Genomic DNA, 23111 nt, shown 5'->3' with positions numbered 1-23111 from the left:
GGGCAACAATCATGCCGGACCCGACAGGCCAACTCCCTCAGATACTCACACCATCCGAGGTTACAAACAAGGTAACGGGGATGGCTGCTGGCGCTCACCCACAACGGATTGCTCGCCGCAGCCGCGGCGTCGCTAGCATCGTGATCGTGCATATGTTCTTCAGAACCCTCCTCCATGCCTTGCTGTCGCAGTTCGGCCCCCGGCTCGGTCACTTCGACGTGGCGCGCACCAACTTCGTGACGCTCCCGACGGACCAGGATATTTTGCGGCACATGAACAACGGCGTCTACCTGTCGATCATGGATGTGGCCCGCTTCGACATGCTGCACCGTACCGGCGTCTGGGCCATCTTCAAGGAGCGCGGCTGGTATCCCGTCGTCGTGTCGGAGACGATCAGTTTTCGCAAGTCGCTCAAGCTCGGCCAAAAGTTCACGGTTGAGTCGCGCATCATCGGGTTCGATGAGAAAGCCGTGTACGTCGAGCAGCGCTTCGTGCGACCGGATGCCGACGGCACTCTCGAAATCTATGCTCACGGCTACATCCGCGGTCGCTTTCTCAAGCGCACCGGTGGAGTCGTCACGATCGATGAGCTGCTGGCGGCGATCGGGGTCGCTCCCGACAACGTGACGGTGCCCGACTGGCTGCTGGAGTGGGCAGCCACCGCGGCGGTTCCGCCCACGCGCGCTCCCGCCCCCAGCATCTGGAACTAATCGCGCGGATACGGTGACGTCGGGTATGCGACGTCAAACGGGATGAACCAGTTCTCGAAGGACATCGGGCACATGCCCGGAGGACCGAGTTCAGGGTCATCTTCGATTCCGTCGAGTGACTCATCAAAAAGAAACTCATGATCGAGATCCTCGAAGAGAAGGCCTTCGAGGCGCGACCGCCACGATTCCCCGAGTTCAACCTCGTAGGCCTCCGACAAGATTTCCGCTTGGTCCAGTAGGCAGCGGAGCGCCAACTCATGCGCTACCGAAGCCGGAGCCCCAAGTCTGTCGAAATGCCAGCCGTGACATCGACGGCCGCAACGAGGAATTTTTGATCAAATCTCCAGTCGTAGTGTTGCGCAAATCGACGAGGCAGTGTGCTGAGCACCACGGACTGCTCAACGTCGAACTCGTCCTCGCTCTCCGGGGCGCCGAAAAGCTCGAACAGACCTCGCGCCTTGGCCGAGTCCTTGATCAGCTGGCCTATGAAGCTGGATTGATCCGACGCTCCAGTCGACAAATCCACCCGTTCATGCAACCTCCGAAAGTGCTCGGGAGTGAAGGCGCCGACCGTTGATGAGGTGAGCTCAATGCCAGGAGTAGCGTTGATGGGACCCGAAACGTCGAAAAGGACCGTGAGCGCACTCTCCGGTCCAGTTCGCACAAATTCCAGTTCGTCCTCGACGTCCATCGGATCGGAATAGGTGCGCGACTCTACGTCCGCGACCACGGCGGCCTCCAACGTTCGGGCGTCTGTGACCTGGGGTCTAGATCTATTCGGAGGAAGGCATGGTTGGCGTCGGGGGAATCCATGCTCGCAACGCTAGGGCGACTTGACTGCGGGGTGCTTGGTCTTTCCATGAAAATCAACCTATTCGGCTCACGTGCGCCAAGGGGGTTCCGGGCTGGGCGTATTGGCCCGGTGGGTTTGGGCTGGTCGCCAGGTCTGAGACGGGTCCCACAGGACGGGGCCGAGTAGTTGGGGTCGGCCGTGGATCATGCGGATTTTCCAGCCGCTGATGTCGATCATGTGGTGGTGGTACCAACACAATAGGACCCCGTTGTCGATGTTGGTTAGTCCTCCTTCGTGCCAGGGGAGGACGTGGTGAACTTCGGTCCAGCGGGCGGGGATGGTGCAGCCGGGAATGATGCAGCCGCCGTCGCCGAACAGGGCTTGCTGGTAGCCGCCGGCGCAGATGAGTTCTTGCACGCGGCGGAACGATACCGGTGCTTCGATGCCGTCGATCCAGCCGACGCCGCGGCCCTGGTCGAGGTCGACGGCGTTGATGTGCACCATGACGGTGGGGGCGGCTCCGCCCATGGTCGGGGTCTTCGGGTCTCGTGCGGCCGCCTCGAGCACGGCGCGGAGGATGTCGGCGCGTTTCTCGCCCGCGGTGCGGCGGTCGCCGTCGAATCGGGTGTCGCCGGTGAATCGGGTGTCGCCGGTGAACGGGTCGGCACTGAATGGTTCCGTGCCGAAAGCGGCCGAGCCGGGGATGCTCTCCACCCCGTCGATGCCGTCCAGCTCGGGCTTATTGCGGCTCTCGAGCAGTTCGGTGGGGACGAAGATGGGGGTGCGGGATCGCGCCGACAGGTAAGTGTCGAAGAGGGTGTCCATAACACCGCGCAGTTCGGGGGTGACGCTGGCGTGCACCGGGTAGAGCCCGTTGCGGAGCAGGCCGAACGTCAGCGTGCTCTTTGCCTCGACGGCGTCGTCGCCCGGGGCGGTGCCGTCGGGGTCGAGCCGGCCCTGCCATTCCATCGCTTGCGCCCGCAGGTAGTCGGGTGCGAAGCGGATGCCCGCTCCCGGCAGCCCCACGGTCTCCGACGTGATCGCGCCGGTCGCCGACGCGACCAGGGCGCGTTCGACCCGGTCGAGGTCGTCCTGCCCGACTCGGCCCTGCGACGCGGTGAGGGTTGTGGCGATGATTTCCGCTGACTCTACGCCGAGGTCGCCGCTGATCAGGCCGTCGGCGATCACCGGATACCGGGCGGGCACGGGCAGGCCAAGAGGCGTGCGCTCCACCGTGGTCTCGCCGAGCTTCAGGCGACGTTTGGCCTCACGGCCGGAGATGCCGGCAAGCTGGGTAATGAAATCAACCCGGTTACGGCATCCGTTCTTGAACGCGAGCGACCCACTGCCGAGGTCGGTTTCGGCACGGGCACCAATGTCAGTGGTCGCCCGTAATCTTGCGCCATCAACCTTGCGACCCAGCCCTTCCAAGGCCGCGAGCACCGCGACAGCCTCGCTGTCGTCGAGCTGACCAAACCGCACCCCGTCGAGAACGGAGGCCAACAATACACCCGCCTGCGCTATCACCGCGACCCGAGAAACCTCGTACTCCGGCATCGAACCGGCTGCTGCGGGCGGGGCGGTGAAGGCCATGGCGTCGGTGCCTCCTTCAGCCATAATTATAGCCGAAAGAGCACCTGAAAGCGAGAGATTCTCAGTATTATGTTGAAGGTTTTGCAGAGTTGTATACGATCTTCGGGAGCGGGGTGCCTCCTCGCGGGGAGTGCCAGCCCGCTCGGCGTCGGGGGCGTGGGCAGTTGGGGCTAGGTCTGCATAAACCTCACATCGCCAGTGCCATCCGTTGGCCATAAGTGGGCAATCTCCGTGGCCAACAGCGCGGCGTTCTCCTGTCCGCCTGCGCCCACTTCGAATTGGCCGTTAGCCTGTCTGGCTGCAATAGTCGGGAGGTGATCCAATGCACCCTCCAGACCAGCCGGTTGGTGCTCATTCCGCTGGCACACGAGCTTCTCGAATACGAGGTCACCCTTGACGCAAGCCCCGGCGTCATGCGTTATCTGGGGGCCGGCTTCCCTCGGGATCGTTCGGTAGTGGAAAAGCACCATCAAGAACGGCTCGACGTAGCGCGAGACGGTCTTGGCTTCTGGGCTGGCTTTCTTGAAGCAGAGTTCGTTGGCTGGTGGCTCCTTGCGCCGGAGAACGACGATGCGCGGGGGCAAGCAGAACTGGGGTATCGCCTGATGCCAGACTTCTGGCACCAGGGATTGGCGTCTGAAGGTGCCGCCGCCCTGCTCGCTTACGGCGTCGACGACGTGGGACTGACCCAAATCTTCGCCGAAACGATGACCGTCAATGCAGGATCTCGTGCAGTGATGAGTCGCCTCGGCCTGACCTATCTGGCACTCGCGACGAAGGGATCATCCGCTCTATCCCCGGCTCCGACCAAGGCAATGTCGATTATGCAATCACGAGAGACCACTGGGCTGCGGGCGCGCGCTGAAGAAACCTCTGAGCCAGCAGCGCCAGGCACCGGACGTCGTCGCAACCCTGGGTCTGCGCCGTGAGGGCACAGACCTTGAGTAATTCGCCGAACGTTAGCGGTCAGGCGGTGCGAACTGGAACGATCAGGTCTCTGTAGAACTGGGTATGCGCGGGGTAGTAATGCTCCCACTGCGGTAGCGGCAGCCCGGCGCGCGAGGCGACCAGGCGATCGAGGTAGTAATCCCAGCCGGGGCCAACCGTGGCGGCTTCCGACGGGGACCGCAGGCGCTGCCCGAAGGTCAGGTTGGTCATGCCGTCGCCCTCGACCAGGTGGAACATGGCACGCCAGGAATCTTCGCCCTCGCCAAAGTCGCCGTTGAAGCGGTACGGAGCCTGGCATTCGCGAACGCTCACATGCTCCCATTTGGCGTCGAGTTCGGCCGTCATCTTGAACTTGACCGCTCCGGTGGCGGGCGAACCGGTATAGGTGCCGATCCACTTCTCCAACTCGGCGGGGCGGGTCAGGCTCGCCCAAACTTGTTCGATCGGCGCGTTGAAGAGCCGATTGAGCATGAGATACAGGCCGTCCTCGCGGCGAACAAGACGACCGGTGGGCTTGGCTGACATGGTGACCTCCACTATGAGTGAAACGCGAGTCTTCCCTCAGGCTAGGCCACTTTCAACCCGTCGGCTACACGCGTCGATCCGTCTACTACGCACCCTCGAGCACGGCCATCGCGGCGTTGTGGCCGCCGAGCCCGCTGACCCCGCCGCCGCGCCTCGCACCGGCCCCGCAGATCAATATGCGCGGATGCGAGGTGGCTACTCCCCAGCGCTCGGCTGGCGTGCCGCGCGGCTCGTCGTCCTCGAGGAACGGCCAGGACAGCTCGCCGTGAAAAATATTGCCGCCGGGCAGGTTCAGGGCGTGCTCGAGGTCGAGCGTGGTCTTGGTTTCGATGCAGGGACGACCGGCAGCATCCGTCATTAAGAGGGGTTCGATCCGCTCGGCCAGCGCCGAATTGAGCGAAAGCAGCACTGCGGCCTGCAACTGCGCCCGCATCTCGTCGTTGTTGCCCTCGGTGAGCGCGCGATGGGGCGTGTGCGCCCCTGCCTGGGCGAGTTCGGGCGCAAGAATGCTCGGATCGGTCAGCGAATGACAGTAGATCTCGCACGGCAAAACGGAGGGAATCTCCCCGGCCAGCGCCTGCTCATACGCGGCCTGCAATTGCTCGTACGACTCGTTGACATGAAAGGTGCCGCCGAAGGCGGCCTCGGACGACACGCTCGCATCTTTCAACCGCGGCAGCCTGGTCAGCAAAAGGTTGACCTTCACCTGCGCGCCCTCCGGCTTTTCTATTACAGCGGATGCCGTTCCTCCAGCGCCCAGCAGCTCTCGCAGCACCCACGGCGCGACGTTGGCCAGAACCACCGCGCCCCGCGTCCTCTCGACGCGACCCTCCCTGCGGTAATCCACCGCTCCATCGGGGGTGACCGATGTGACTTCAGACCGGAGTTCCAGCCGCGCGCCGGCAGCGCGCGCCGCCTGTTCGAGCGCTCCGGTCACGGCGCCCATGCCGCCGATCGGCACGTCCCAATCCCCGGTTTCATTGCCGATCACGTGATATAAAAAGCAGCGGTTTGTGTCGAGACTTCGGTCGCCCGGGCTCGTGAACGTGCCGATGAGGCCGTCTGTGGCCACGACGCCGCGCACGAGATCGTTCTTGAAGCGGTCGGTGATGACGGCCCCGAGCGGCCGCTCGATCAGTGACGTCCAGAGTATGTCGTCGTCGACCAGCAGCCGGGCCTCCGAGCGGGTGAGCAGCGGTTCGCAGACCGTGGGAAGCACGGCGCGGGCCAACCGAGCGGTGTCCTCGTAGAACACATTCCACGCGTCGAAATCGGCCGCAGCCCCGATGCGCGCGAACGATGCCCGCGTCGCTTCGGCATCGCCGTTGTCGACGAGCAGCCCGGCCGCGCTGGCAGCAGACGCGATGCCGTCAAGTGCGCCAGCCCTCGCCGCGCCAACCCCGGCCGCGCCTACCCCAGGAACCGGAGTATACGACGAGTACCGCCGTCGAGCCAGCTCGATCTCGATCTCGAGCCCGAGCCCCAGCTCGCGAATGATGCGCGTCGGCAGCAGGCTCACCAGATAGGAGTAGCGCGAAAGGCGCGCGCCTGTGCCGGCGAAGGCATCCGCTGAAATGGCGGCACCACCGACCTGCGGCTCGCGTTCGAGCACGAGCACGCTGCGTCCGGCCTAGGCGAGGTAGGTGGCGGCGACCAAGCCATTGTGTCCGCCACCGATGATCACGACGTCGTGGGTGCGTTCGCTCATGCCCCGAGCCTACCGAGCCGGTTCACGTCACTTCCCGTGCTCAAAAACCGTATACTACATGAACTTCTTATACTTATGGTTTCTGTTCTGGGTGGTGCGAGAAGACCACCGCAATTCTGCGCATGACCCAGCTGGCCGTGCTCCTCGAGGAACAGTGGCAGCCCGGAGGATCCTCCGATGCCAAACTGTACTTCGGCGTGTCCGAAGGGTTCAGCTGCCCCTACGAGTCCGACGCAGCGCGGGGGTCTGGCGCCCCATCAGAAACGGATGCCGTGGCGCACGCCCGCTCCGGGGTGTCCGTCTGTCTGCCAGGGAAATGCAAACGATCGTGGGTCGAAACCGGATGCGTTGGTGCTGTCTATGCCGTGGTGCACAGTGGCCAAGGACATCAGAAGTTTCTAAACCGAAGACCCGATTAACGCACGGCGGGTGACCTCCGACTTCAGGCTGGCGTTGACCCCGGGTCGAGCGTCGTCAGGCTGAAGCCGGAATGATCGGTGTGTTCGACCGTTCGCAGTTGGGAAACGTGTTGATCGCCCGCGTGCCCGAGCTCGCTCCGGCGGCTGAGATCACCGCGCGCTGCGATCAGATCAACGCGCTGCGATATGGGTGCGTGCTACGGTAACCGGCGTCGCGGCTGCCGATATCGGGGGCGGTCATGCGAGTAGCGGATGCGAGGGCAGCTCGGCAGCGGGACGGTACCCACGTTTCGCAGACATGGCGCGAGTTGGTCGATTGTGATCTCTGTAATGGTTATAGCTGGTCTGGTTATCAGCTGACAGGCTGGTCTTGACTCTCCTGTGTGATGCGTGACACTTGCGATCCCTGACCCTCTTCATTGAGGTGTCTTGCTGCCGACATGTCCGCTTCACGCATTCAGTCGAGCCGGCCTGTGACCCTCAGAGTGACTTGATTAGAAGCCCGTCCGTACCTGTTGCTAGGTCGTGACTCATTACAGAGATGTTCCCCGAGGAAATCCCAGACCGGCACGAAATAACACCCAACCAAAGGAGTTATCGTGACCATGGTCTCACAAGTTTTCGGCCACGTCGTGGGGGTGGATACCCACGCCAAGACCCACACACTCGTGGCGATAGATCAGCTGGGCGCCCGCCACGGCATCGCGCAAACGTTCCCCACCAACCCGGCCGGCCTGAAACGAGCGCAGGCCTGGATCGAGCGGGAAACGACCGTGCCGGTGCTGGTCGCGATGGAAGGCACCGGGTCCTACGGCGCCCAATTCTGCGACCTTTTGGTCGCCTCGGGTGTGCGGGTCAGCGAAACAAAACCACCCAAACGCGGTGTTCGACGGGCGGGAAAATTCGACCCGATCGACGCCGAACACGCTGCCCGTTACGCGCTCGCTCTGCCCGTCGAGCAGCTGATCACCCCGCGCGACCACGCCGGCGACCACGCCGCGCTGACCGTGTTGCTCACCGCGCGCGCCGCGCTGAAACGCTCCCGCGGCTCTTCGATCAATCGCCTCACCGCGCTGCTCCGCGGGTTCGGCTTCGGCCTGGACGTGCGCACCAGCCTCACCGATGAGCAAATCAGCCAGGTCGCCGCGTGGCGTGCTCACCGCACCGACGACGCCGGCATGGTCACCATCCGGGCGGAAGCGACCCGCGAAGCGCAGGACATCCTCCGCCGAAGCGTCGAGCTCAAAGCGAACGAGAAGGGCCTCCTCAAGCACGTCTCCGCTCTCGCACCCCGCCTCCTGGCCGAGCACGGCGTCGGCCCCTACGTCGCCGCGCAGCTGGTTGTGTCGTGGTCACACAAGGGACGCATCCGCTCCGAAGCGGCGTTCGCTCGCTTCGCCGGCGCCGCGCCGATTCCGGCGTCTTCGGGCAACACCACCCGCCACCGTTTGCACCGCGGTGGCGACCGGCAGCTGAGTAACGCGCTCTACGTCACCGCGTTCTACCGCTACCACCACGACCCCGTCGCCTACTTCGCCAAGAAGACGCAGGAGGGACAGACGCGCAAGGAGATCATCCGCAGTCTGAAACTGCTACATCGCCCGCCACCTCTATCGCGTCCTGGAGAACCTCACCGGCTAGCCAGCGACACCCGCCACCCCAGCCCGGAACCGCCGACCCAGCGGGTCGAGCCGTCTTCGACGGCCCACCCCGCCACCTTGACGCGCCCAAAAACGATCAGTGAACTTGGCCATCAATCTGGGAAAGATTTACGGCCATACGCTTGACTTCTGCCATAGAAGCGTCGGCAAGCTCGACCACCGAATGGGTGGATCTCGCAGGCGGGTGCGGCGGGTTATCGGACATCTTGCGTCGGTTCGTGACGTTGGGGCGGGAAGCTAGGCGCGTTTTCAGTGACGGCTGCTTCGCGAGGGCTGAAGCAAACCTTTTACCCGCTTTCGCGGAATCCGGCTACACCGGCGCGAGGGGCTCGAACGGGCGCGGCGGCTCGAGCGGGTCGGATTCGGTGGGTTTGGCCACCTTGCTCACCGCCCGGTCGAGGGCTTCGCGCACCGCGACCACCCCTGGTCGCTGGGCGCTCGAATGGCGTGCGGCCGAAAACAGGGTGCGGTGCGGGGTGCCAGGCAAGTCGTGTAACTGTACGGCCGGCATTCGCCCGGCCCAGACCAGGTCGGGCAGAATGCCCACGGCATTGCCCGATTCAATCAGGCGGATATGTGCGATCAGGTCGGCCGTTTCGAACCGAACGTCCGGTTCGAACCCGGCCGAGCGGCAAAGCTGCGTCGCCCACTGCCGTGACGCTGTGCCCACGGGCTCCATCACCCAGGGCAGCCCGGCGGTCTCCTCCAACGTCGCTGCGTTGATCCGTCCGGAATCCGGCGGCACCGCGAGCCGCAACGCATCCGTCGCGAGATTGATGCGGTCGAGGTCGGGCCAGTGCGCTCGGGTATGGCCGGGATACTGCTCAGCGAGCACGAGGTCGAAGTCGCGCGCCGCGACCTCGAACAGGCCACGTTCCGGCTCGCGTTCGGTCACTTCTACCCGCAGGGCCGGAAAATCCTCGGCCAGAAAGGTGAGTGCCCGCGGAATCACGGCGAGGGCGGCCGACTGGAACACGGCCACCCGCACCGTGCCAGACACCGTCGTGGTGCTCGCGCGCAGGTCGGCCTCGGCGAGCTCCAACCGCTCCAGCAGAAAGGTCGTGTGTTCGACCAGAATCTCCGCCTGCTGCGTGAGCTGCACCCGCCGGCCAACCTTCTTGAGCAGCACGACGCCGGCTTCTTTTTCGAGCAGTGCGAGCTGTTGCGACACCGCGGAAGGGCTGTAGGCGAGGGCCTCGGCGACCCCGGCGAGGGTGCCGCGAATCTTCAGTTCGCGCAGCAGTCGCAGTCGCCTGACATCCAGCATCCGCTGCCCCTTACACCCATTGACCCGCCCGAAACCAAATCATTAGAAATTGTAACGAATATCATGCAGAAACAATTGCTTTTACTAAATATAGGCTGGCCACAGACTTGAACCACCAGAGCAACCCATCCGTGAACGAAAGACTAGTCTCGTGACCATGACCAACGCCTCCACCCGCCCTACCAATGAGGATTTCAGTGCGGAGGTCGTCAAGCTCGTCAAGAAATGGCTGGACGAAAGCGCTACCATCCCAACGGATGCCGCCGCCGAGCGGCTCGCCGGCGTTCTGAAGGACCCGAACGGTCTCGACTTCACGGTGGGCTTTGTGGACGGCGTCATGCGCCCCGAGGACAAGATGGTCGCCGGCTACAGCCTCGCGAAGGTTGCCAAAAAAGCACCCGGTTTTCTGCCGCCGCACATGCGCGCGGCCATCGGCCTCGGCGGTATCCTCGGACCAGTGCTGCCCTGGGTCGTCATTCCAGCCGCACGCACGGTGCTGCGCCAGATGGTTGGCCACCTCGTCGTCGACGCGACCCCCGAGAAGCTCGGCCCCGCGCTCGTGCACCTGAAAGAGGGCGGTAACCGCCTCAACATCAACCTGCTCGGTGAGTCCGTGCTCGGCGAGAAAGAGGCGCTCGAACGCCTCGAGGCAACGAGCCGCATCCTCCAGCGTCCCGACGTGGACTACGTCTCGATCAAAGTTTCCTCGATCGCCAGCCAGCTGTCGATGTGGGCCTTCGACGAGACCGTCGCCCGCGTGATCAAGCGCCTGACGCCGCTGTTTGAGTTCGCGGCGGCATCTGCTACCCCGAAATTCATCAACCTCGACATGGAGGAATACCGCGACCTTGACCTCACCATCGCGGTGTTCGAAGGGCTGCTTGACCAGCCGCAGCTCGCCCAGCTTGAGGCGGGGATCGTGCTGCAGGCCTACCTGCCCGATGCCCTGAGCGCGATTCAAGGCCTGACCCACTGGGCGCAGAACCGGCGAGCGGCTGGCGGATCACCAATCAAGGTTCGTTTGGTCAAGGGTGCCAACCTTGCGATGGAGAATGTCGATGCCGCTGTGCACGACTGGCCCCTCGCGACCTTCGGCAGCAAGCAAGACACCGACACGAACTACAAGCGCGTGCTCAACTGGGCAATGACCCCGCAGAATACGGATGCCGTCAAGCTCGGCATTGCCGGCCACAACCTGTTCGACGTGGCCTGGGCGCACCTGCTCAGCGTCGCCCGCGGCGTCGACGACCGGGTCGAGTTCGAGATGCTGCTTGGCATGGCCACAGGCCAGGCGCAAGCCGTGCGCAATGACGTCGGCCAGCTGCTGCTCTACACACCCGTCGTCGATCCTTCGCAGTTCGACGTGGCTATCAGCTACCTCATTCGCCGGCTCGAAGAGAACGCGAGCTCGGAGAACTTCATGTCGGCCGTGTTCGAACTGACCAGCAACCCCGAGCTGTTCGACCGTGAGAAGGCCCGTTTTCAAGCCTCCCTCGACGCCCTCGATGACGTGGTGCCTACTCCCAACCGGGTGCAGGATCGCTCGAGTAGCTACGACTTTGATCGCCTGGCTGCCGCCCACACGGATGCCCGGAGCCAGATTTCCGAGACCGCCCCCGACGACGATCCGCAACTGACCGGCCTGCTGCTGGGCATCACCCGCGGCTCGGTGCCCACGCACTCAACCTTCCACAACGAGCCGGACACCGACCCGTCGCTGCCCGCCAACCGGGCCTGGGGCCGGCGTATCCTGGCCCGCGCCGATGCATCCACTCTCGGAACGGACACGAACCTGGCCGCTGCGGTGCCCGACGAGGCCGCGCTGAACACGATCATTGACGGTGTGCTCGAAGCCGGAATCGCTTGGGGCCAGAAGACCGGCGTCGAACGTGCTGCGGTGCTGCACCGCGCCGCCCTGGCGCTCGCCGCCAACCGTGACCGCCTGATCGAGGTCATGGCGAGCGAGTGCGGCAAGACCATCACCGAGGGTGACGCCGAAGTGAGCGAAGCCATCGACTTCGCCAACTACTACGCCGAACGAGCCAAGGACCTCGACCGTGTGCAGGGCGCCATCTTCGTGCCGTCCAAGCTCATCGTCGTCACCCCGCCGTGGAATTTCCCGACCGCCATCCCGGCCGGTGGCATGCTCGCCGCCCTCGCGTCGGGTGCTGGCGTCGTGGTCAAGCCCGCCACCGCAGCCCAGCGCACCGGTGCCGTCGTCGTCGAGGCGTTGTGGGAAGCAGGCATTCCTCGCGAACTTCTCGCGCTGGTCAACCTGCCCGACCGTGAGCTCGGCGCCAAGCTCATCGCGCACCCCGCGGTGAACCGGGTCATTCTCACCGGCGGTTACGAGACGGCCGAGCTGTTTCGCTCGTTCCGCCGGGACCTCCCGCTGCTCGCCGAAACCAGCGGCAAGAACGCCATCATCGTCACCCCCTCGGCCGACTTCGACCTGGCCGCCGCTGACGTTGTCAAGAGCGCCTTCGGCCACGCCGGCCAGAAGTGCTCGGCCGCGAGCCTGGTGATTCTGGTCGGATCGGTCGCAAAGTCGGAGCGGTTCCTCGGCCAGCTGGTCGACGCCGCGACGTCGATCAAGGTTGGCCACGCGAGCGACCCGGTTACCCAGATGGGCCCGATCATGTCGCCGGCCGACGGCAAGCTACTGCACGCGCTGACCACCCTCGGTGCTGAAGAGAAGTGGCTGGTCGAGCCGAAGCAGCTCGATGGGACCGGCAAACTCTGGTCACCGGGCATCCGCACCGGCGTCGTGCCCGGATCGTACTTTCACCTCACCGAGTTCTTCGGTCCGGTGCTCGGTGTGATGCACGCGCGCAATCTGGAAGAAGCCATCCACTTTCAAAACGCCGTCGACTATGGCCTGACCACCGGGCTACATTCGCTCGACGCCGACGAGCTGGCCCTCTGGGTCGACACGATCGAGGCCGGCAACCTCTACGTCAACCGTGGCATCACCGGTGCCATTGTGCAGCGCCAGCCCTTCGGGGGCTGGAAGCGCTCAGCCGTGGGAGCCGGCACCAAGGCCGGCGGACCGAACTACCTGCTCGGCCTCGGCAGCTGGGTCAACGAGCCCGGCCGCAACAGCTCGACGCTGCACCTGCGCGGGCTCGAACAGCGCGTCACCGACATCATCGAGGCGAGCCAGCCTTTTCTCGACTACGCCGACTTCGACGTGCTGCGCCGCTCCGCAGTGAGCGACGCACTCGCCTGGCGCGAGGAATTCAATGTCGTGCGCGACGCGACCGACCTCGGCGTGGAGCGCAACCTGTTCCGCTACCGCGCGCTGCCGGTCACCGTGCGCCTGACCGAGTCGGGAACGCTCGCCCAGCTGCTGCGCGTGATCGCCGCTGCGACCCTGTCGACGTCACGTTTCGACGTGTCGAGCACCATTCCGGTTCCGCCGGCCGTGCGCAACATCCTGGCCGAGCGTGAGATTCCGGTGTTCATTGAAAGCGACGACGAGTGGCTCGACCGGGCCCGTTCCGGTGGCATCACGGCCAGCCGCGTGCGCCTCATCGGCAGCGACCCGGTGCTGGGGGCGCGGGAGGCGGCATCCGCTTTTGCCGACGCCGTCAACGGCAGCCCCGACATCGCCGTGTACTCCAACGCGGTCACCCAGGCCGGCCGCATCGAGGTGCTGCCGTTCCTGCGGGAACAGGCCATCTCCATCACCGCGCACCGGTTCGGCAACCCGAGCACTCTCTCGGACGGCGTGATCTAGAGCGCACCCAGCTGCGGAGATTCTCGTCTGGCAGCCTTCAATCGCATTTTTATGGGGGTTATCGGCGAGAATCTCCGCGGTTCTACACCGAGCAATCGATAGCGCTCACAGGCTACGTGTGGTTCGCGTACAGTTTCGTAAGTCAAACTCACAGGGGACGTATGCTTACCGCTGTCCACAACTCGACAGGGGTTCACGCTTGAACGGAAACGCGACGACGACGCATCGAAACGTCGCCTTGTTGTCGATCGCGAGTCTGATGGCGCCGCTGATCATAACGTCGGAAGAGATCGACCGACGGTTGAAGCCTGCTTTGACGCGCCTCAAACTGCCGATCGGGCTGCTGCAGCGCGTCGCCGGTGTGTACGAACGCCGCAATTGGGGGCCGAATGAGACCTTCGATGACGCCGCGGTCAAGGCCGGCAAGATCGCCCTGCGCGAGGCCGGCATCAAGCCGAGCGACGTGGGCCTGCTCATCAACACCTCGGTCACCCGCAAGCATCTCGAACCCTCCGTTGCCGTGCGAATCCACCACGGCCTGGGCCTGCCGTCGTCGGCGATCAACTTCGACATCGCCAACGCCTGCCTCGGCTTCGTCAACGGCATGACCCTCGCCGCGCAGCTCATCGACAGCGGGCAGATCAAGTACGCCGTGATCATTGACGGTGAAGACGCCGATGAGATCCAGACCAACACGATCGAGCGCCTCGGTCGCCCGGGCATCAAGCGCAAAGACTTCATGAGCGAGTTCGCGAGCCTCACCCTCGGCTCCGGCGCTGCCGCCGCCGTGCTCGGTCCAGCGGATGCCCACCCCGGCGGACACCGCATTCTAGGTGGAGTCACCCGCGCGGCCACCCAGTTCAACGGACTCTGCGTCGGCAGCGTCGATGGCATGTTCACCGACGCGAAGGCGCTACTCAAGGGCGGCATGGAATTGGTCGTCTCTGCCTGGACCGAGGCAAAGCGCGACTGGAGCTGGTCCAACATGGACCGCTACATCGTGCATCAGGTCTCCGACGTGCACACCAACGCCATCGTCAAGGCGACCGGCATGGACAAAACCAAGATTCCGCTGACCTATCCGAAGCTTGGCAATGTGGGCCCGGCGTCGATTCCGATCACGCTCTCGCAAGAGGCGTCGAATCTGCAGCCGGGCAACCGGGTGCTGCTGATGGGCGTCGGTTCCGGCCTCAACACCGCCATGATGGAGCTCTGCTGGTGAACTCCGTTCTGTAACCCTGCTCGAACCCGCTCAGAAATGGCCCTGTGACTGATACCCGAACCTCCCGTCGTCTGTCTCGCACCGTTTCGGCTCCGGCGGCACTGCCGCCGGTCGGGCTGGCGGGCCTCGACCCGGAGTGGTCCCAGCTGGTCGAGGTTGCCGAGAGCAATTCAACGGGAGAGCTGCGGCACGGCTGGCACCTGCTCGACAACGGCCCGCAGCTCGACGCGCTCGGCGTGATTGCGGTCGGAACGATTCTGTGCGTGCACGGCAACCCGACCTGGTCCTACCTGTGGCGCAGCCTGCTGTCGTCGGCAACGGATGCCGCGGCGTCGGGTGCGCCCGCCTGGCGCGTGATCGCCGTCGACCAGCTCGACATGGGTTTTTCCGAGCGCACCGGAGGTTTTCGCCCACTGGCCCGCCGGGTGCAGGACCTCGGCGACCTCACCGACGCCCTCGACTTGGCCGGGCCGGTCATCACCCTCGGCCATGACTGGGGAGGAGTGGTCTCGCTCGGCTGGGCCGTCGACCACCCCGAGCTGCTGGCCGGGGTCATGCTGCTCAATACGGCGGTGCATCAGTGCGCTGGCGTTCCGATTCCGGCGCCGTTGCGGCTCGCTCTCGGTCGTGGAATTCTCGGTCCGGCGACCGTGGCGACGCCGGCTTTTCTGGCCACGACGCTGGCGTTGGCGCATCCGTCGCTATCGAATGAGGTCAAGCGCGGCTACCGAGCGCCGTACCTGACGAGTGCTCGGCGCGGGGGAATCGGCGGGTTCGTCGCCGACATTCCGGTCGCGCTAAGCCACGAAAGTCGGCCCGAACTCGACCGCATAGCGGAGGGCGCACGCGCCCTCACGGTGCCGACATTGCTGCTCTGGGGTCCACGCGACCCGATCTTTAGCGACCGCTACCTCGACGACCTGGTCGAGCGGATGCCGCACGCCCAAGTGCACCGGTTCGAGGGCGCTGGGCATCTGCTGGCCGAGGACGCGGACTACGCTGCCGCCGCGCTGCTCTGGCTTGGTGACGCCGTCTCGGGGAGTGAGGCCGCCTCGTCGGCTGCGCCCCTGTCGTTGGTCGAGCTTGCCGAGACCGCCAGAGGGGGATCGCAAGCCGCGTGGGAAGTCGCGGGGACGCATCCACTTTGGTATTACCTCGACGAGCTGCAATGCTCCGACGAGATCGCCCTCGTTGATATGCAGCCGGCGGCCCCGCGCACCGTCAGCTGGCGCTTGCTGTCGCGGCGTGTGCGCCAGATCGCGGCCGGTCTCGTCTTCATCGGCGTTAAGCCCGGCGACCGCGTCTCGCTCCTGGTTCCGCCGAGCGCAGACCTCACCGCGGTGCTCTACGCCTGCGTGCGCATCGGCGCGATCGTCGTCGTAGCGGATGCCGGCCTCGGCCTCCCCGGCCTCACTCGCGCCGTGCGCGGCGCCCGCCCTGACTGCGTCATCGGAGCCGCTCCCGGCCTCATGGCCGCCCGCGCTCTCGGCTGGCCCGGACGCAAGATCTCGACAGCGCGTTTTCCGGCACCGATGGCCGCACTCCTGAGCATCGAGCACACCCTCGCCGAGCTGACCAGGCTGGGTCAGGCGCGCCTCGACGCCGGCGACGCACTCCCGACCGAGCCCGCGCCGACCGACGCGGCGGCCGTGCTGTTCACCTCCGGATCGACCGGGCCGGCCAAGGGCGTCGTCTATACGCACGGCCAGCTCTCCGCCGTGAGCAATGCCCTCTTTCTGCAATACGGAGTTGGCGTCGGAACCGGTCTCGTCGCCGGATTCGCTCCGTTCGCCCTGCTCGGCCCGGCCCTCGGCGCCCGCTCGGTCACGCCCGACATGGACGTCACCGCCCCCAAGACCCTCACGGCCACCGCGGTTGCTGCCGCCGTCGCCGCCATCGACGCCACCGTTGTCTTCCTTTCGCCCGCCGCGCTCGTGAACGTCGTTGCGACCGCCGGCGCGCTCACCCCCACCGATCACGCGGCCCTCGCCGGGGTGCAGCGTTTTCTCTCGGCCGGCGCCCCAATCTCCGAGAGCCTGCTCACCCAGGCCGCGGCGCTCATGCCGCAAGCGACCGCGCACACCCCGTACGGCATGACCGAGGGCCTGCTGATGGCCGACATCACGCTCGAGGGCATTCGGGCTGCTGCTGCGAGTGTTTCGATGCCTTGCAGAACGGATGCCGCAGCGCACGACGGCGAGCTGGCCCCGTCCGCTGCCTCGAAACCTGAGACGGTGGTCCCGGCAAGTTCAACCAGCGGAGATGGAGAGACCGCGCCGATCGCGATGCCGACTGCGACCACTGTGAACCCGGCCGGGGGAGTCTGCGTCGGGGCCTCGACACAAACCACGCGCATCCGGATCAGCGCGCTCGACGCGAGTGGGGCATCCGTTGGTGAATTGTCGGAGCAGCCCGACGTGACCGGTGAGATCGTCGTGTCGGCGCCGCACGTCAAGGACCACTACGACCGGCTCTGGCTCACCGAGCGGGCCTCGCGCCGCGGCGCCGTGCCCGGCGAACGCTGGCATCGAACCGGTGACGTCGGTCACCTCGACAGCGCAGGCCGCCTCTGGGTCGAGGGCCGCATGCCGCATGTCATCGTGACGGCTGACGGCGTTGTCACCCCGGTCGGTCCGGAGCAGCGCATCGAAACGCTGCCCGACGTTGCTCGGGCGGCCTTCATCGGCGTCGGCCCGGTCGGCACCCAGCAGCAGGTCGCCGTGATCGAAACCGTGCCGCCGGCCAGCCGCATGCACCGGGCATCCGTGTCGCTCGCCGCCGCAGTGCGCTCCGCTGTCGGCTCGCCGGTCGCCGCCGTGCTCGTCGTGCCCGGCCTGCCCACCGATATTCGGCACAACTCCAAGATCGACCGCAGCCGGCTTTCGCGTTGGGCGACCGGCATTCTCTCTGGTGGTCGCTGGGTCAAGCCATGAAAGCCAAGCCATGAAAGCCAAATCATGAAAGTACTTGTGACTGGAGCCAGCGGATTTCTCGGCCGTGCCGTCGCCGCCAGCATCAGCGCGGCCGGGCACGAGGTGCGAACCTTTCAGCGGCGGTCGTCCGGCCTGACGGGCGTCGAAGACGTGCACGGCTCCATCACGACTGTCGCCGACACACCCTACGCCGGTCTCGCCTACGCCGTGAGCGGTATGGACGCGGTCGTACACCTGGCTGCAAAGGTCTCGCTCACCGGTGACCCGGCCGAGTTCGAGGCGGTGAATGTCGGCGGCACCCACACCGTTGTGCAGGCTGCGCAGCAGGCTGGCGTTTCCCGTTTCGTCTACGTTTCATCGCCATCCGTAGCCCACGCTGGCAGCTCGATCATGGGTTCCGATGCACTGCCGGCCTCGCCGAAACACGCTCGTGGCGATTACGCCCGTACCAAGGCGCGCGCCGAGCTGCTCGCGCTCGCTGCCGATGCTCCCAAGTTCCGTGTGGTCGCTGTGCGTCCGCACCTGGTCTGGGGTCCCGGCGATACCCAGCTGGTTGAGCGCATCGTCGACCGTGCGCGCTCAGGTCGGCTGCCGTTGCTTGGCCACGGCGCTGCGCTGATCGACACGACCTACGTCGATAACGCGGCCTCGGCCATTCACGCCGCGCTCGACGCGGCTGCCTCCGTGCACGGCCAGAGTTACGTGATCACCAACGGGGAACCGCGCCCGGTCGCGGACATCCTCGCCGGAATCTGCGGCGCGGCCAACGTGGCGGCACCGACCTGGCGGGTGCCGGCATCCGCTGCCCGCGGTGTCGGCTCGCTCATCGAGGCCATCTGGCGGCGTCGCCCGGGTGTCGACGAGCCACCGATGACCCGGTTTCTGGCCGAACAGCTCTCAACGGCGCACTGGTTCGACCAGCGCCGCACTCGCGCCGACCTGGGCTGGACCCCCGCGGTCTCCCTCGACGAGGGCTTCGAGCGTCTTGCCGCGCACTATCGCGCTCGCCTCTAGCTGCGCCGGGCTGCCTCAGCAGTTCGACCGGGCGCGGGCCTGGTCGGTTTGTGCGGCGGTGTGCACGCGAGTGTTGCCGGCCTGCGGCGGGCCGCGCGCCTACGAGCGGATACCGTAGGCCTCGTACGCAACCGCGGAGATTTCCGGCCCCAGCCTCGAAAACTGCGCGTTGGGCGCACATTGCGCCCGAATTTCCGCAGTTATGTGCGGCCCTACCCGAAGCCCAGCCGCTATGCGCGAAACCCGAGGGCCGCGCGCGCGAACCCGAGCGCCTCTGCAGGGGCCACGCCGAGCTTGCGCGCCCGGTCGGCGAACGCGGCGGCGGCCTGCACCTGTTGCTGGGTAGCGTTGCCACTTGCGGCGATGAAGGATCCGTTGCGGCCGCGCGTCTCGATGACCTTGTCGCGCTCGAGCTCGCGGTAGGCGCGGGCCACGGTATTGGTGGCGAGCCCCAAATCCTCGGCGAGCTTGCGTACGGTCGGCAGCTTGTCCCCGGGGGTCAGATCACCCGCGCGAACAGCGGCGAGTACCTGCACCCGCAACTGTTCGTAGGGCGGTGTGGCGGAACGCGGATCGACCAGCAGCATCATGCCGAGGTCTTCTCGCGGCTGTCCTCATCGGGCAAGTTATGGGCGGATGGGCCGCGCCGGCGCCGGATTAGCTCGGCGGCTGTCTCGGGCCACATTCGGCGTAGGTAGTGCGTGGTGCTGCGATTGCGCAAGCTCGTCACGCTCCAACCGATCAGGGCGAAGACCACCACCGGCCCCACGATCGCGAAGGAATCAACCAGGACCTCCCCGACCGAACCGGGCTCCGGCAGGTCAATCGCGTCACTCAGTGACAGAAACAACACGCAGGTGCTGACGGCGGCGATAATGCCCGGGATTCCGATCAGGCTGCGCAGGGTGGTACTGCGAAAGGCATCGCTCCAAGCCAGTTCGATGAATGTGCTGGCCGGTTGGCCGCGGCCGAGCAGCGCGCCGGCAGCCGCCCAGGTCAGCAGGCTCGCTGCGGCCGCGAGGGCCAGCAAGAGTCCGGCCGGCCAGAGAATTGTACGCACCGAAACGTCATCGAACACTTGCTCCGGGTTGATCGCGATGACCCCGAGCACGGCAACATAGCCGAGGGTAGCCAGCGCCAGAAAGCTTAGCGAAAACGTGCGGTCGAGCGGCGTGACGTAATCGGCCAACCGGGGCGACAGGCTGCGTGCGAGTCGCGGCGCGTCGGGAACCGGGGTGAAGGCCACACGCGAATCATTGAGGATGAGGGCGATTGTCGACGTAACCGTCATCGCTACCCCGACCAGAAGCCCGTTCCATAGGCTCTCGCTGCCGTCCATTGCGACGAGTACCGCCGCTCCGACGACGAGTCCCACCATCGATCCGACCACTCCGGCACGTTCGCGGCGGTAAAGTCGGCGCGACAGCTCGGGAACAATTTCGGGCACCAACGCGAGCCCGACCTGCTGGGAGTAGGCGTGAAGCATTCGTTTGCGCGGTTCGGCCCGCGAGATATAGGCCAAACGGATGCCGAGACCCGCCATTGCCAACGCTGCCAGAATCACTAAGATCGGATTCACGAAACCCTCCTTTTGTGTGCGTTTTGTACCAGAGTAGCAATACAAACCAGCGGGGCAATCGACGCTCGGCAGAAAAAGCTGTCGCGGCCGTGCCTAACCGCAGAAACTTCGCTCCAACGTACCCAGAAGAGTGCAGCCGAGACGCTCAGGCGCGCGGACGTTCCAGAGCTTCGGTGACGAGAGCGAGCGCCTCCTCCTGGCTCAGCCCGAGCTGCTGAATGCGAGCGGCGAACGATGCGGCCGCAGCCTGGGCTTGCCGCGCCGCCGCATCGCCATTGGGAGCGATGAATGACCCGAATCGGCCGCGGGTTTCGATGACGGCGTCACGCTCTAGCTCACGATAGGCGCGGGCGACCGTGTTCGTGGCCAGGCCGAGTTCAGCGGCGAGCGCCCGCACGGTCGGCAGGCGAGTGTCGTGGGCGAGTTCGCCGGAGCGCACGGCCGCAATCACCTGACTGCGTAACTGCTCAAAGGGCGGCGTACTCGACTGGGAATCAATGGCGATAAAAGAAGCGGGCACGGAACCCTCCGTTCGACGTTAGGAACAATTTTGCCCCGCCATAACGGATGCTGCAACAGCATACCGTTGGTACGTTCCTCCAGAATATCCAAGAGACCGGGTGAATGAGTGCCTCAGCGTTCTTGAAGCAACGTTCGTGAGGCCGCGGCGGCTCGGTAGGCTCGATCCCATGACCTTTCCGGCCAATCTACCCGCTCAACTGGCCGGGCTACTGCCGACCCTGGTCGGTGTCGTGCTGCTTCTGGCGGTGGTCGTGACGGTGCTGCGTGGTTACCGCACGCAGCATCCGTTCGCGCCGGCGCTGGCCCTGCTGCGCGGCACCCTGCAGCTGGCCGCGATCAGCCTGATTCTCAGCGGAATCATCAACGATCCGCTCTGGGTCGGTGTCGGACTGCTCGTCATGTTCGCGGCGGCCGTTGGCACGGTGACCCGGCGGATCGGCTTCAACCGGCGCCATTTGGTGCGGGTTGCCGCGGCGATGGGGCTCGGCGTTGTTGTCACGCTGACGATCGTGTTCACGACCGGAGCGATTGAATTTTCACCGCGCTACGTTCTCGCGATCGGTGGCATCATCATCGGCAATGCCATGTCGATCGCGACGCTGAGCGGACGGCGCTTCACCGAAGCGGTCGGCGACCACTGGGACGAGGTTGAGGGCTGGCTCGCGCTCGGCGCCACACCCGGTCAGTCCACCCGGGAACTCGCTCGGCAAGCGGTCTATTTCGCCATTATCCCGTCAACGGATCAGACCAAGACCACGGGGCTGGTCACCCTCCCGGGAGCGTTCGTCGGCGCGCTTTTCGGGGGAGCCTCGCCGCTCGAGGCCGGGCGGTTTCAGATCGTCGTGCTCGCTGGCATCCTCTGCGCCGGGTCGATCGCTGCAGTGACGCTGCTGCACCTGGTCGCTCCCGTGCGTCAAAAGCCCGTCCCTGCTGCTTGACCTCCGTCGTTACCCGACCGAACGGTGGATCAGACGGGACAAGACGATCGCGCTGCGGGTGTGGTCGACGTTGGGCGCGAGGCGCACCTTTTCGAGGGCCGCCTCGAGGCCCGGAATGTCCCGGGCACGAATGTGTACCATGGCATCGGCGCTTCCGGTGATCGTTCCGGCATCGACCACCTCCGGCACGCCGGAGAGAATGCGCAAGAGTTCGTCGGGGGCGACGGTGCCTCGGCAGAACAGCTCGACGTAGGCTTCGGTGCTCATGCCGTCGACAGCCGGATCAACCTGAATGGTGAAGCTGCGAATGACCTTGTCGGCCACGAGCCGATCGACGCGCCGTTTCACAGCGGATGCCGACAAACCCACGACGGATCCGATGTCACCGTAGCCGGCTCGTGCGTTCTGGCGCAGCAGGTCGAGAATGCTGTGGTCTAGGTTGTCCATGGACCGAGTCTAAGCGACTGCTGTACGCAAATGTGCGTTCCGATGGTCATTCTCGAAGATTTATTGCGCAGATCAGCGTGAAACGTTGAATCGTGCTGTGTGAGACTAAGACTGGCGTCCCGGAATGATCGCAAGTCAATCGCGCCGGGCTCTCGTGAGCGACCTGGTCCGCCATCCACCCTACGTTTCTCGGGTTGTCAGGCCCGCTAAACGACGAAGGAGCTTCATGTCGATCAACTCTCCCGCCCCCGTTCTCGCTGCAGAAGCCACCGTTCCGGTGCGCACCGCCACCAAGCGCACTATTCTCATGTGCAAGCCGCAATTCTTCACCGTGGTATACCGCATCAACCCGTGGATGGACCCGGCCGTGCCCACCGACACTTCGCTCGCCGTCGCGCAGTGGCAGACCCTGTACGACACCTACGTCGGTCTCGGCTACGACGTGCAGCTGATCGAACCGATCGACGGACTGCCCGACATGGTCTACGCGGCCAACGGTGGATTCGTCATCGACAACCAGGCCTACGGTGCCAAGTTCACCCACGTGCAGCGCCAGCCCGAGGGCCCCGCCTACATGCGCTGGTTCGGCGCCAACGGTTTCGACGTGCGCGTGCCGGTCGAGACCAACGAGGGTGAGGGCGATTTTTTGCTGGTCGGCGACGTGATTCTGGCCGGCACCGGCTTTCGCAGCGACTCGAACAGCCATGCAGAGCTCTCGGTCATCGCTGGCCGCCCGGTCATCACCCTGCGCCTGATCAACCCAAGCTTCTACCACCTCGACACCGCCGTCGCCGTGCTCGACGACAGCAACATCGCGTACCTTCCGAGCGCGTTCGACGCGGAAAGCCTCGCGATTTTGCAGGAACGTTATCCCGACGCGATCATCGTCACCGAAGAGGATGCATCCATCCTCGGCCTCAACTCCTACTCCGACGGGTACAACGTCGTCATCGCCGCCCGTGCCAAGGACTTCGAACGCCAGCTGCGTGCCCGCGGCTACAACCCGATCGGCGTCGACCTGTCCGAGCTGCTGCTCGGCGGCGGCGGCGTGAAGTGCTGCACACTCGAGCTGCGCCGATGACCGCGCCCACTC

Annotated in this window: 19 protein-coding genes and 1 pseudogene; 9 read left to right on the top strand and 11 right to left on the bottom strand. The window is 65.3% G+C overall.

The genetic code is table 11. The features are described from left to right. Nucleotides 1-80: 80 nt before the first annotated feature. Nucleotides 81-710, top strand: a complete 630-nt coding sequence (locus tag CXY73_RS07655; RefSeq protein ID WP_199185308.1) for a thioesterase family protein — start codon at nt 81-83, stop codon at nt 708-710. Here the strand turns inward: CXY73_RS07655 and CXY73_RS07650 are convergent. The 3 genes from CXY73_RS07650 to CXY73_RS07640 all read right to left on the bottom strand — a co-directional run bounded on the left by CXY73_RS07650 (nt 707) and on the right by CXY73_RS07640 (nt 3120). Continuing rightward, nucleotides 707-928, bottom strand: coding sequence for a hypothetical protein (locus CXY73_RS07650; RefSeq protein ID WP_146071684.1), 222 nt, complete (start codon nt 926-928; stop codon nt 707-709). The two genes, CXY73_RS07655 and CXY73_RS07650, sit on opposite strands and share 4 nt — an antisense overlap. A 44-nt stretch (nt 929-972) precedes the next feature. Next, complete coding sequence (locus CXY73_RS07645; protein WP_146071683.1) at nt 973-1452, bottom strand: hypothetical protein; 480 nt, start codon at nt 1450-1452, stop codon at nt 973-975. Nucleotides 1453-1590: 138 nt separating this feature from the next. Further along, nucleotides 1591-3120 (bottom strand): HNH endonuclease signature motif containing protein, encoded by a 1530-nt coding sequence (locus tag CXY73_RS07640; RefSeq protein ID WP_158254062.1) that lies wholly within the window; start codon nt 3118-3120, stop codon nt 1591-1593. Nucleotides 3121-3410: 290 nt separating this feature from the next. Here CXY73_RS07640 and CXY73_RS07635 point away from each other — a divergent pair, with 290 nt between their 5' ends. Next, nucleotides 3411-4025, top strand: coding sequence for a GNAT family N-acetyltransferase (locus CXY73_RS07635; protein WP_199184319.1), 615 nt, complete (start codon nt 3411-3413; stop codon nt 4023-4025). 37 nt (nt 4026-4062) lie between these two features. Here CXY73_RS07635 and CXY73_RS07630 read toward each other — a convergent pair whose 3' ends face one another. From CXY73_RS07630 to CXY73_RS23200, 3 genes and pseudogenes are all read right to left on the bottom strand, one after another. Next, nucleotides 4063-4569, bottom strand: coding sequence for an SRPBCC domain-containing protein (locus tag CXY73_RS07630; RefSeq protein ID WP_104177346.1), 507 nt, complete (start codon nt 4567-4569; stop codon nt 4063-4065). A gap of 85 nt (nt 4570-4654) precedes the next feature. After that, nucleotides 4655-6277: pseudogene (locus CXY73_RS07625) on the bottom strand (phytoene desaturase family protein). Between the two features lie 257 nt (nt 6278-6534). Beyond that, entirely contained in the window at nt 6535-6666 is a 132-nt protein-coding gene (locus tag CXY73_RS23200) for a hypothetical protein (RefSeq protein ID WP_255411369.1), read from the bottom strand. A gap of 635 nt (nt 6667-7301) precedes the next feature. Between CXY73_RS23200 and CXY73_RS07620 the strand changes: the two genes are divergently transcribed. Further along, nucleotides 7302-8483 (top strand): IS110 family transposase, encoded by a 1182-nt coding sequence (locus CXY73_RS07620; RefSeq protein ID WP_104177345.1) that lies wholly within the window; start codon nt 7302-7304, stop codon nt 8481-8483. A 184-nt stretch (nt 8484-8667) separates the two neighbouring features. Here the strand turns inward: CXY73_RS07620 and CXY73_RS07615 are convergent, their stop codons facing one another. Continuing rightward, a complete protein-coding gene (locus CXY73_RS07615; protein WP_104136795.1) occupies nt 8668-9624 on the bottom strand; it encodes a LysR family transcriptional regulator in 957 nt (318 codons plus the stop codon). A gap of 157 nt (nt 9625-9781) precedes the next feature. On the opposite strand from CXY73_RS07615, the gene CXY73_RS07610 reads away from it, so the two are divergent. From CXY73_RS07610 to CXY73_RS07595, 4 genes are all read left to right on the top strand, one after another. Beyond that, nucleotides 9782-13363 (top strand): bifunctional proline dehydrogenase/L-glutamate gamma-semialdehyde dehydrogenase, encoded by a 3582-nt coding sequence (locus CXY73_RS07610; protein ID WP_104177344.1) that lies wholly within the window; start codon nt 9782-9784, stop codon nt 13361-13363. 199 nt (nt 13364-13562) lie between these two features. Further along, nucleotides 13563-14585 (top strand): 3-oxoacyl-ACP synthase III, encoded by a 1023-nt coding sequence (locus CXY73_RS07605; protein ID WP_104136790.1) that lies wholly within the window; start codon nt 13563-13565, stop codon nt 14583-14585. A 44-nt stretch (nt 14586-14629) separates the two neighbouring features. Beyond that, nucleotides 14630-17518 carry an alpha/beta fold hydrolase gene (locus CXY73_RS07600; protein ID WP_233198202.1) on the top strand — a complete coding sequence of 963 codons (2889 nt, stop codon included), beginning with the start codon at nt 14630-14632 and terminating at the stop codon, nt 17516-17518. A 24-nt stretch (nt 17519-17542) separates the two neighbouring features. Further along, entirely contained in the window at nt 17543-18532 is a 990-nt protein-coding gene (locus CXY73_RS07595) for an NAD(P)-dependent oxidoreductase (protein WP_104136787.1), read from the top strand. A 230-nt stretch (nt 18533-18762) separates the two neighbouring features. On the opposite strand, the gene CXY73_RS07590 is transcribed toward CXY73_RS07595, so the two are convergent. From CXY73_RS07590 to CXY73_RS07580, 3 genes are all read right to left on the bottom strand, one after another. Then, complete coding sequence (locus CXY73_RS07590) at nt 18763-19122, bottom strand: GntR family transcriptional regulator (RefSeq protein ID WP_369831225.1); 360 nt, start codon at nt 19120-19122, stop codon at nt 18763-18765. After that, nucleotides 19119-20111: a hypothetical protein gene (locus tag CXY73_RS07585; protein WP_146071681.1), complete on the bottom strand. Its 993-nt coding sequence runs from the start codon at nt 20109-20111 to the stop codon at nt 19119-19121. Before CXY73_RS07585 ends, CXY73_RS07590 begins: the two co-directional genes overlap by 4 nt. A gap of 145 nt (nt 20112-20256) precedes the next feature. Beyond that, on the bottom strand, nt 20257-20631 hold the full coding sequence (locus CXY73_RS07580) for a GntR family transcriptional regulator (RefSeq protein WP_233198201.1): 375 nt from the start codon (nt 20629-20631) through the stop codon (nt 20257-20259). A gap of 169 nt (nt 20632-20800) precedes the next feature. Between CXY73_RS07580 and CXY73_RS07575 the strand changes: the two genes are divergently transcribed. Beyond that, nucleotides 20801-21571: an ABC transporter permease gene (locus tag CXY73_RS07575; RefSeq protein ID WP_104177342.1), complete on the top strand. Its 771-nt coding sequence runs from the start codon at nt 20801-20803 to the stop codon at nt 21569-21571. 9 nt (nt 21572-21580) lie between these two features. On the opposite strand, the gene CXY73_RS07570 is transcribed toward CXY73_RS07575, so the two are convergent. Beyond that, complete coding sequence (locus tag CXY73_RS07570; protein WP_104136778.1) at nt 21581-22018, bottom strand: Lrp/AsnC family transcriptional regulator; 438 nt, start codon at nt 22016-22018, stop codon at nt 21581-21583. 226 nt (nt 22019-22244) lie between these two features. Here CXY73_RS07570 and ddaH point away from each other — a divergent pair, with 226 nt between their 5' ends. Further along, nucleotides 22245-23099, top strand: coding sequence for a dimethylargininase (ddaH, locus tag CXY73_RS07565; RefSeq protein ID WP_104136774.1), 855 nt, complete (start codon nt 22245-22247; stop codon nt 23097-23099). The last annotated feature ends 12 nt before the right edge of the window (nt 23100-23111 follow it).

This window comes from Cryobacterium sp. Y50 (genome assembly GCF_002929805.1).
Taxonomy (GTDB): domain Bacteria; phylum Actinomycetota; class Actinomycetes; order Actinomycetales; family Microbacteriaceae; genus Cryobacterium.
The sequence above is the reverse complement of the archived record's forward strand: the minus strand, read 5'-3'. Positions and strand labels throughout refer to the sequence as shown.

What these genes read in the sequence shown, in the direction of transcription:
- CXY73_RS07655 (WP_199185308.1), top strand. Translation starts at nt 81, where the DNA reads ATGGCTGCTGGCGCTCACCCACAACGGATTGCTCGCCGCAGCCGCGGC.
- CXY73_RS07640 (WP_158254062.1), bottom strand. Translation starts at nt 3,120, where the DNA reads ATGGCTGAAGGAGGCACCGACGCCATGGCCTTCACCGCCCCGCCCGCA.
- CXY73_RS07630 (WP_104177346.1), bottom strand. Translation starts at nt 4,569, where the DNA reads ATGTCAGCCAAGCCCACCGGTCGTCTTGTTCGCCGCGAGGACGGCCTG.
- CXY73_RS23200 (WP_255411369.1), bottom strand. Translation starts at nt 6,666, where the DNA reads ATGTCCTTGGCCACTGTGCACCACGGCATAGACAGCACCAACGCATCC.
- CXY73_RS07620 (WP_104177345.1), top strand. Translation starts at nt 7,302, where the DNA reads ATGGTCTCACAAGTTTTCGGCCACGTCGTGGGGGTGGATACCCACGCC.
- CXY73_RS07615 (WP_104136795.1), bottom strand. Translation starts at nt 9,624, where the DNA reads ATGCTGGATGTCAGGCGACTGCGACTGCTGCGCGAACTGAAGATTCGC.
- CXY73_RS07610 (WP_104177344.1), top strand. Translation starts at nt 9,782, where the DNA reads ATGACCAACGCCTCCACCCGCCCTACCAATGAGGATTTCAGTGCGGAG.
- CXY73_RS07595 (WP_104136787.1), top strand. Translation starts at nt 17,543, where the DNA reads ATGAAAGTACTTGTGACTGGAGCCAGCGGATTTCTCGGCCGTGCCGTC.
- CXY73_RS07590 (WP_369831225.1), bottom strand. Translation starts at nt 19,122, where the DNA reads ATGATGCTGCTGGTCGATCCGCGTTCCGCCACACCGCCCTACGAACAG.
- CXY73_RS07575 (WP_104177342.1), top strand. Translation starts at nt 20,801, where the DNA reads ATGACCTTTCCGGCCAATCTACCCGCTCAACTGGCCGGGCTACTGCCG.
- CXY73_RS07570 (WP_104136778.1), bottom strand. Translation starts at nt 22,018, where the DNA reads ATGGACAACCTAGACCACAGCATTCTCGACCTGCTGCGCCAGAACGCA.
- ddaH (WP_104136774.1), top strand. Translation starts at nt 22,245, where the DNA reads ATGTCGATCAACTCTCCCGCCCCCGTTCTCGCTGCAGAAGCCACCGTT.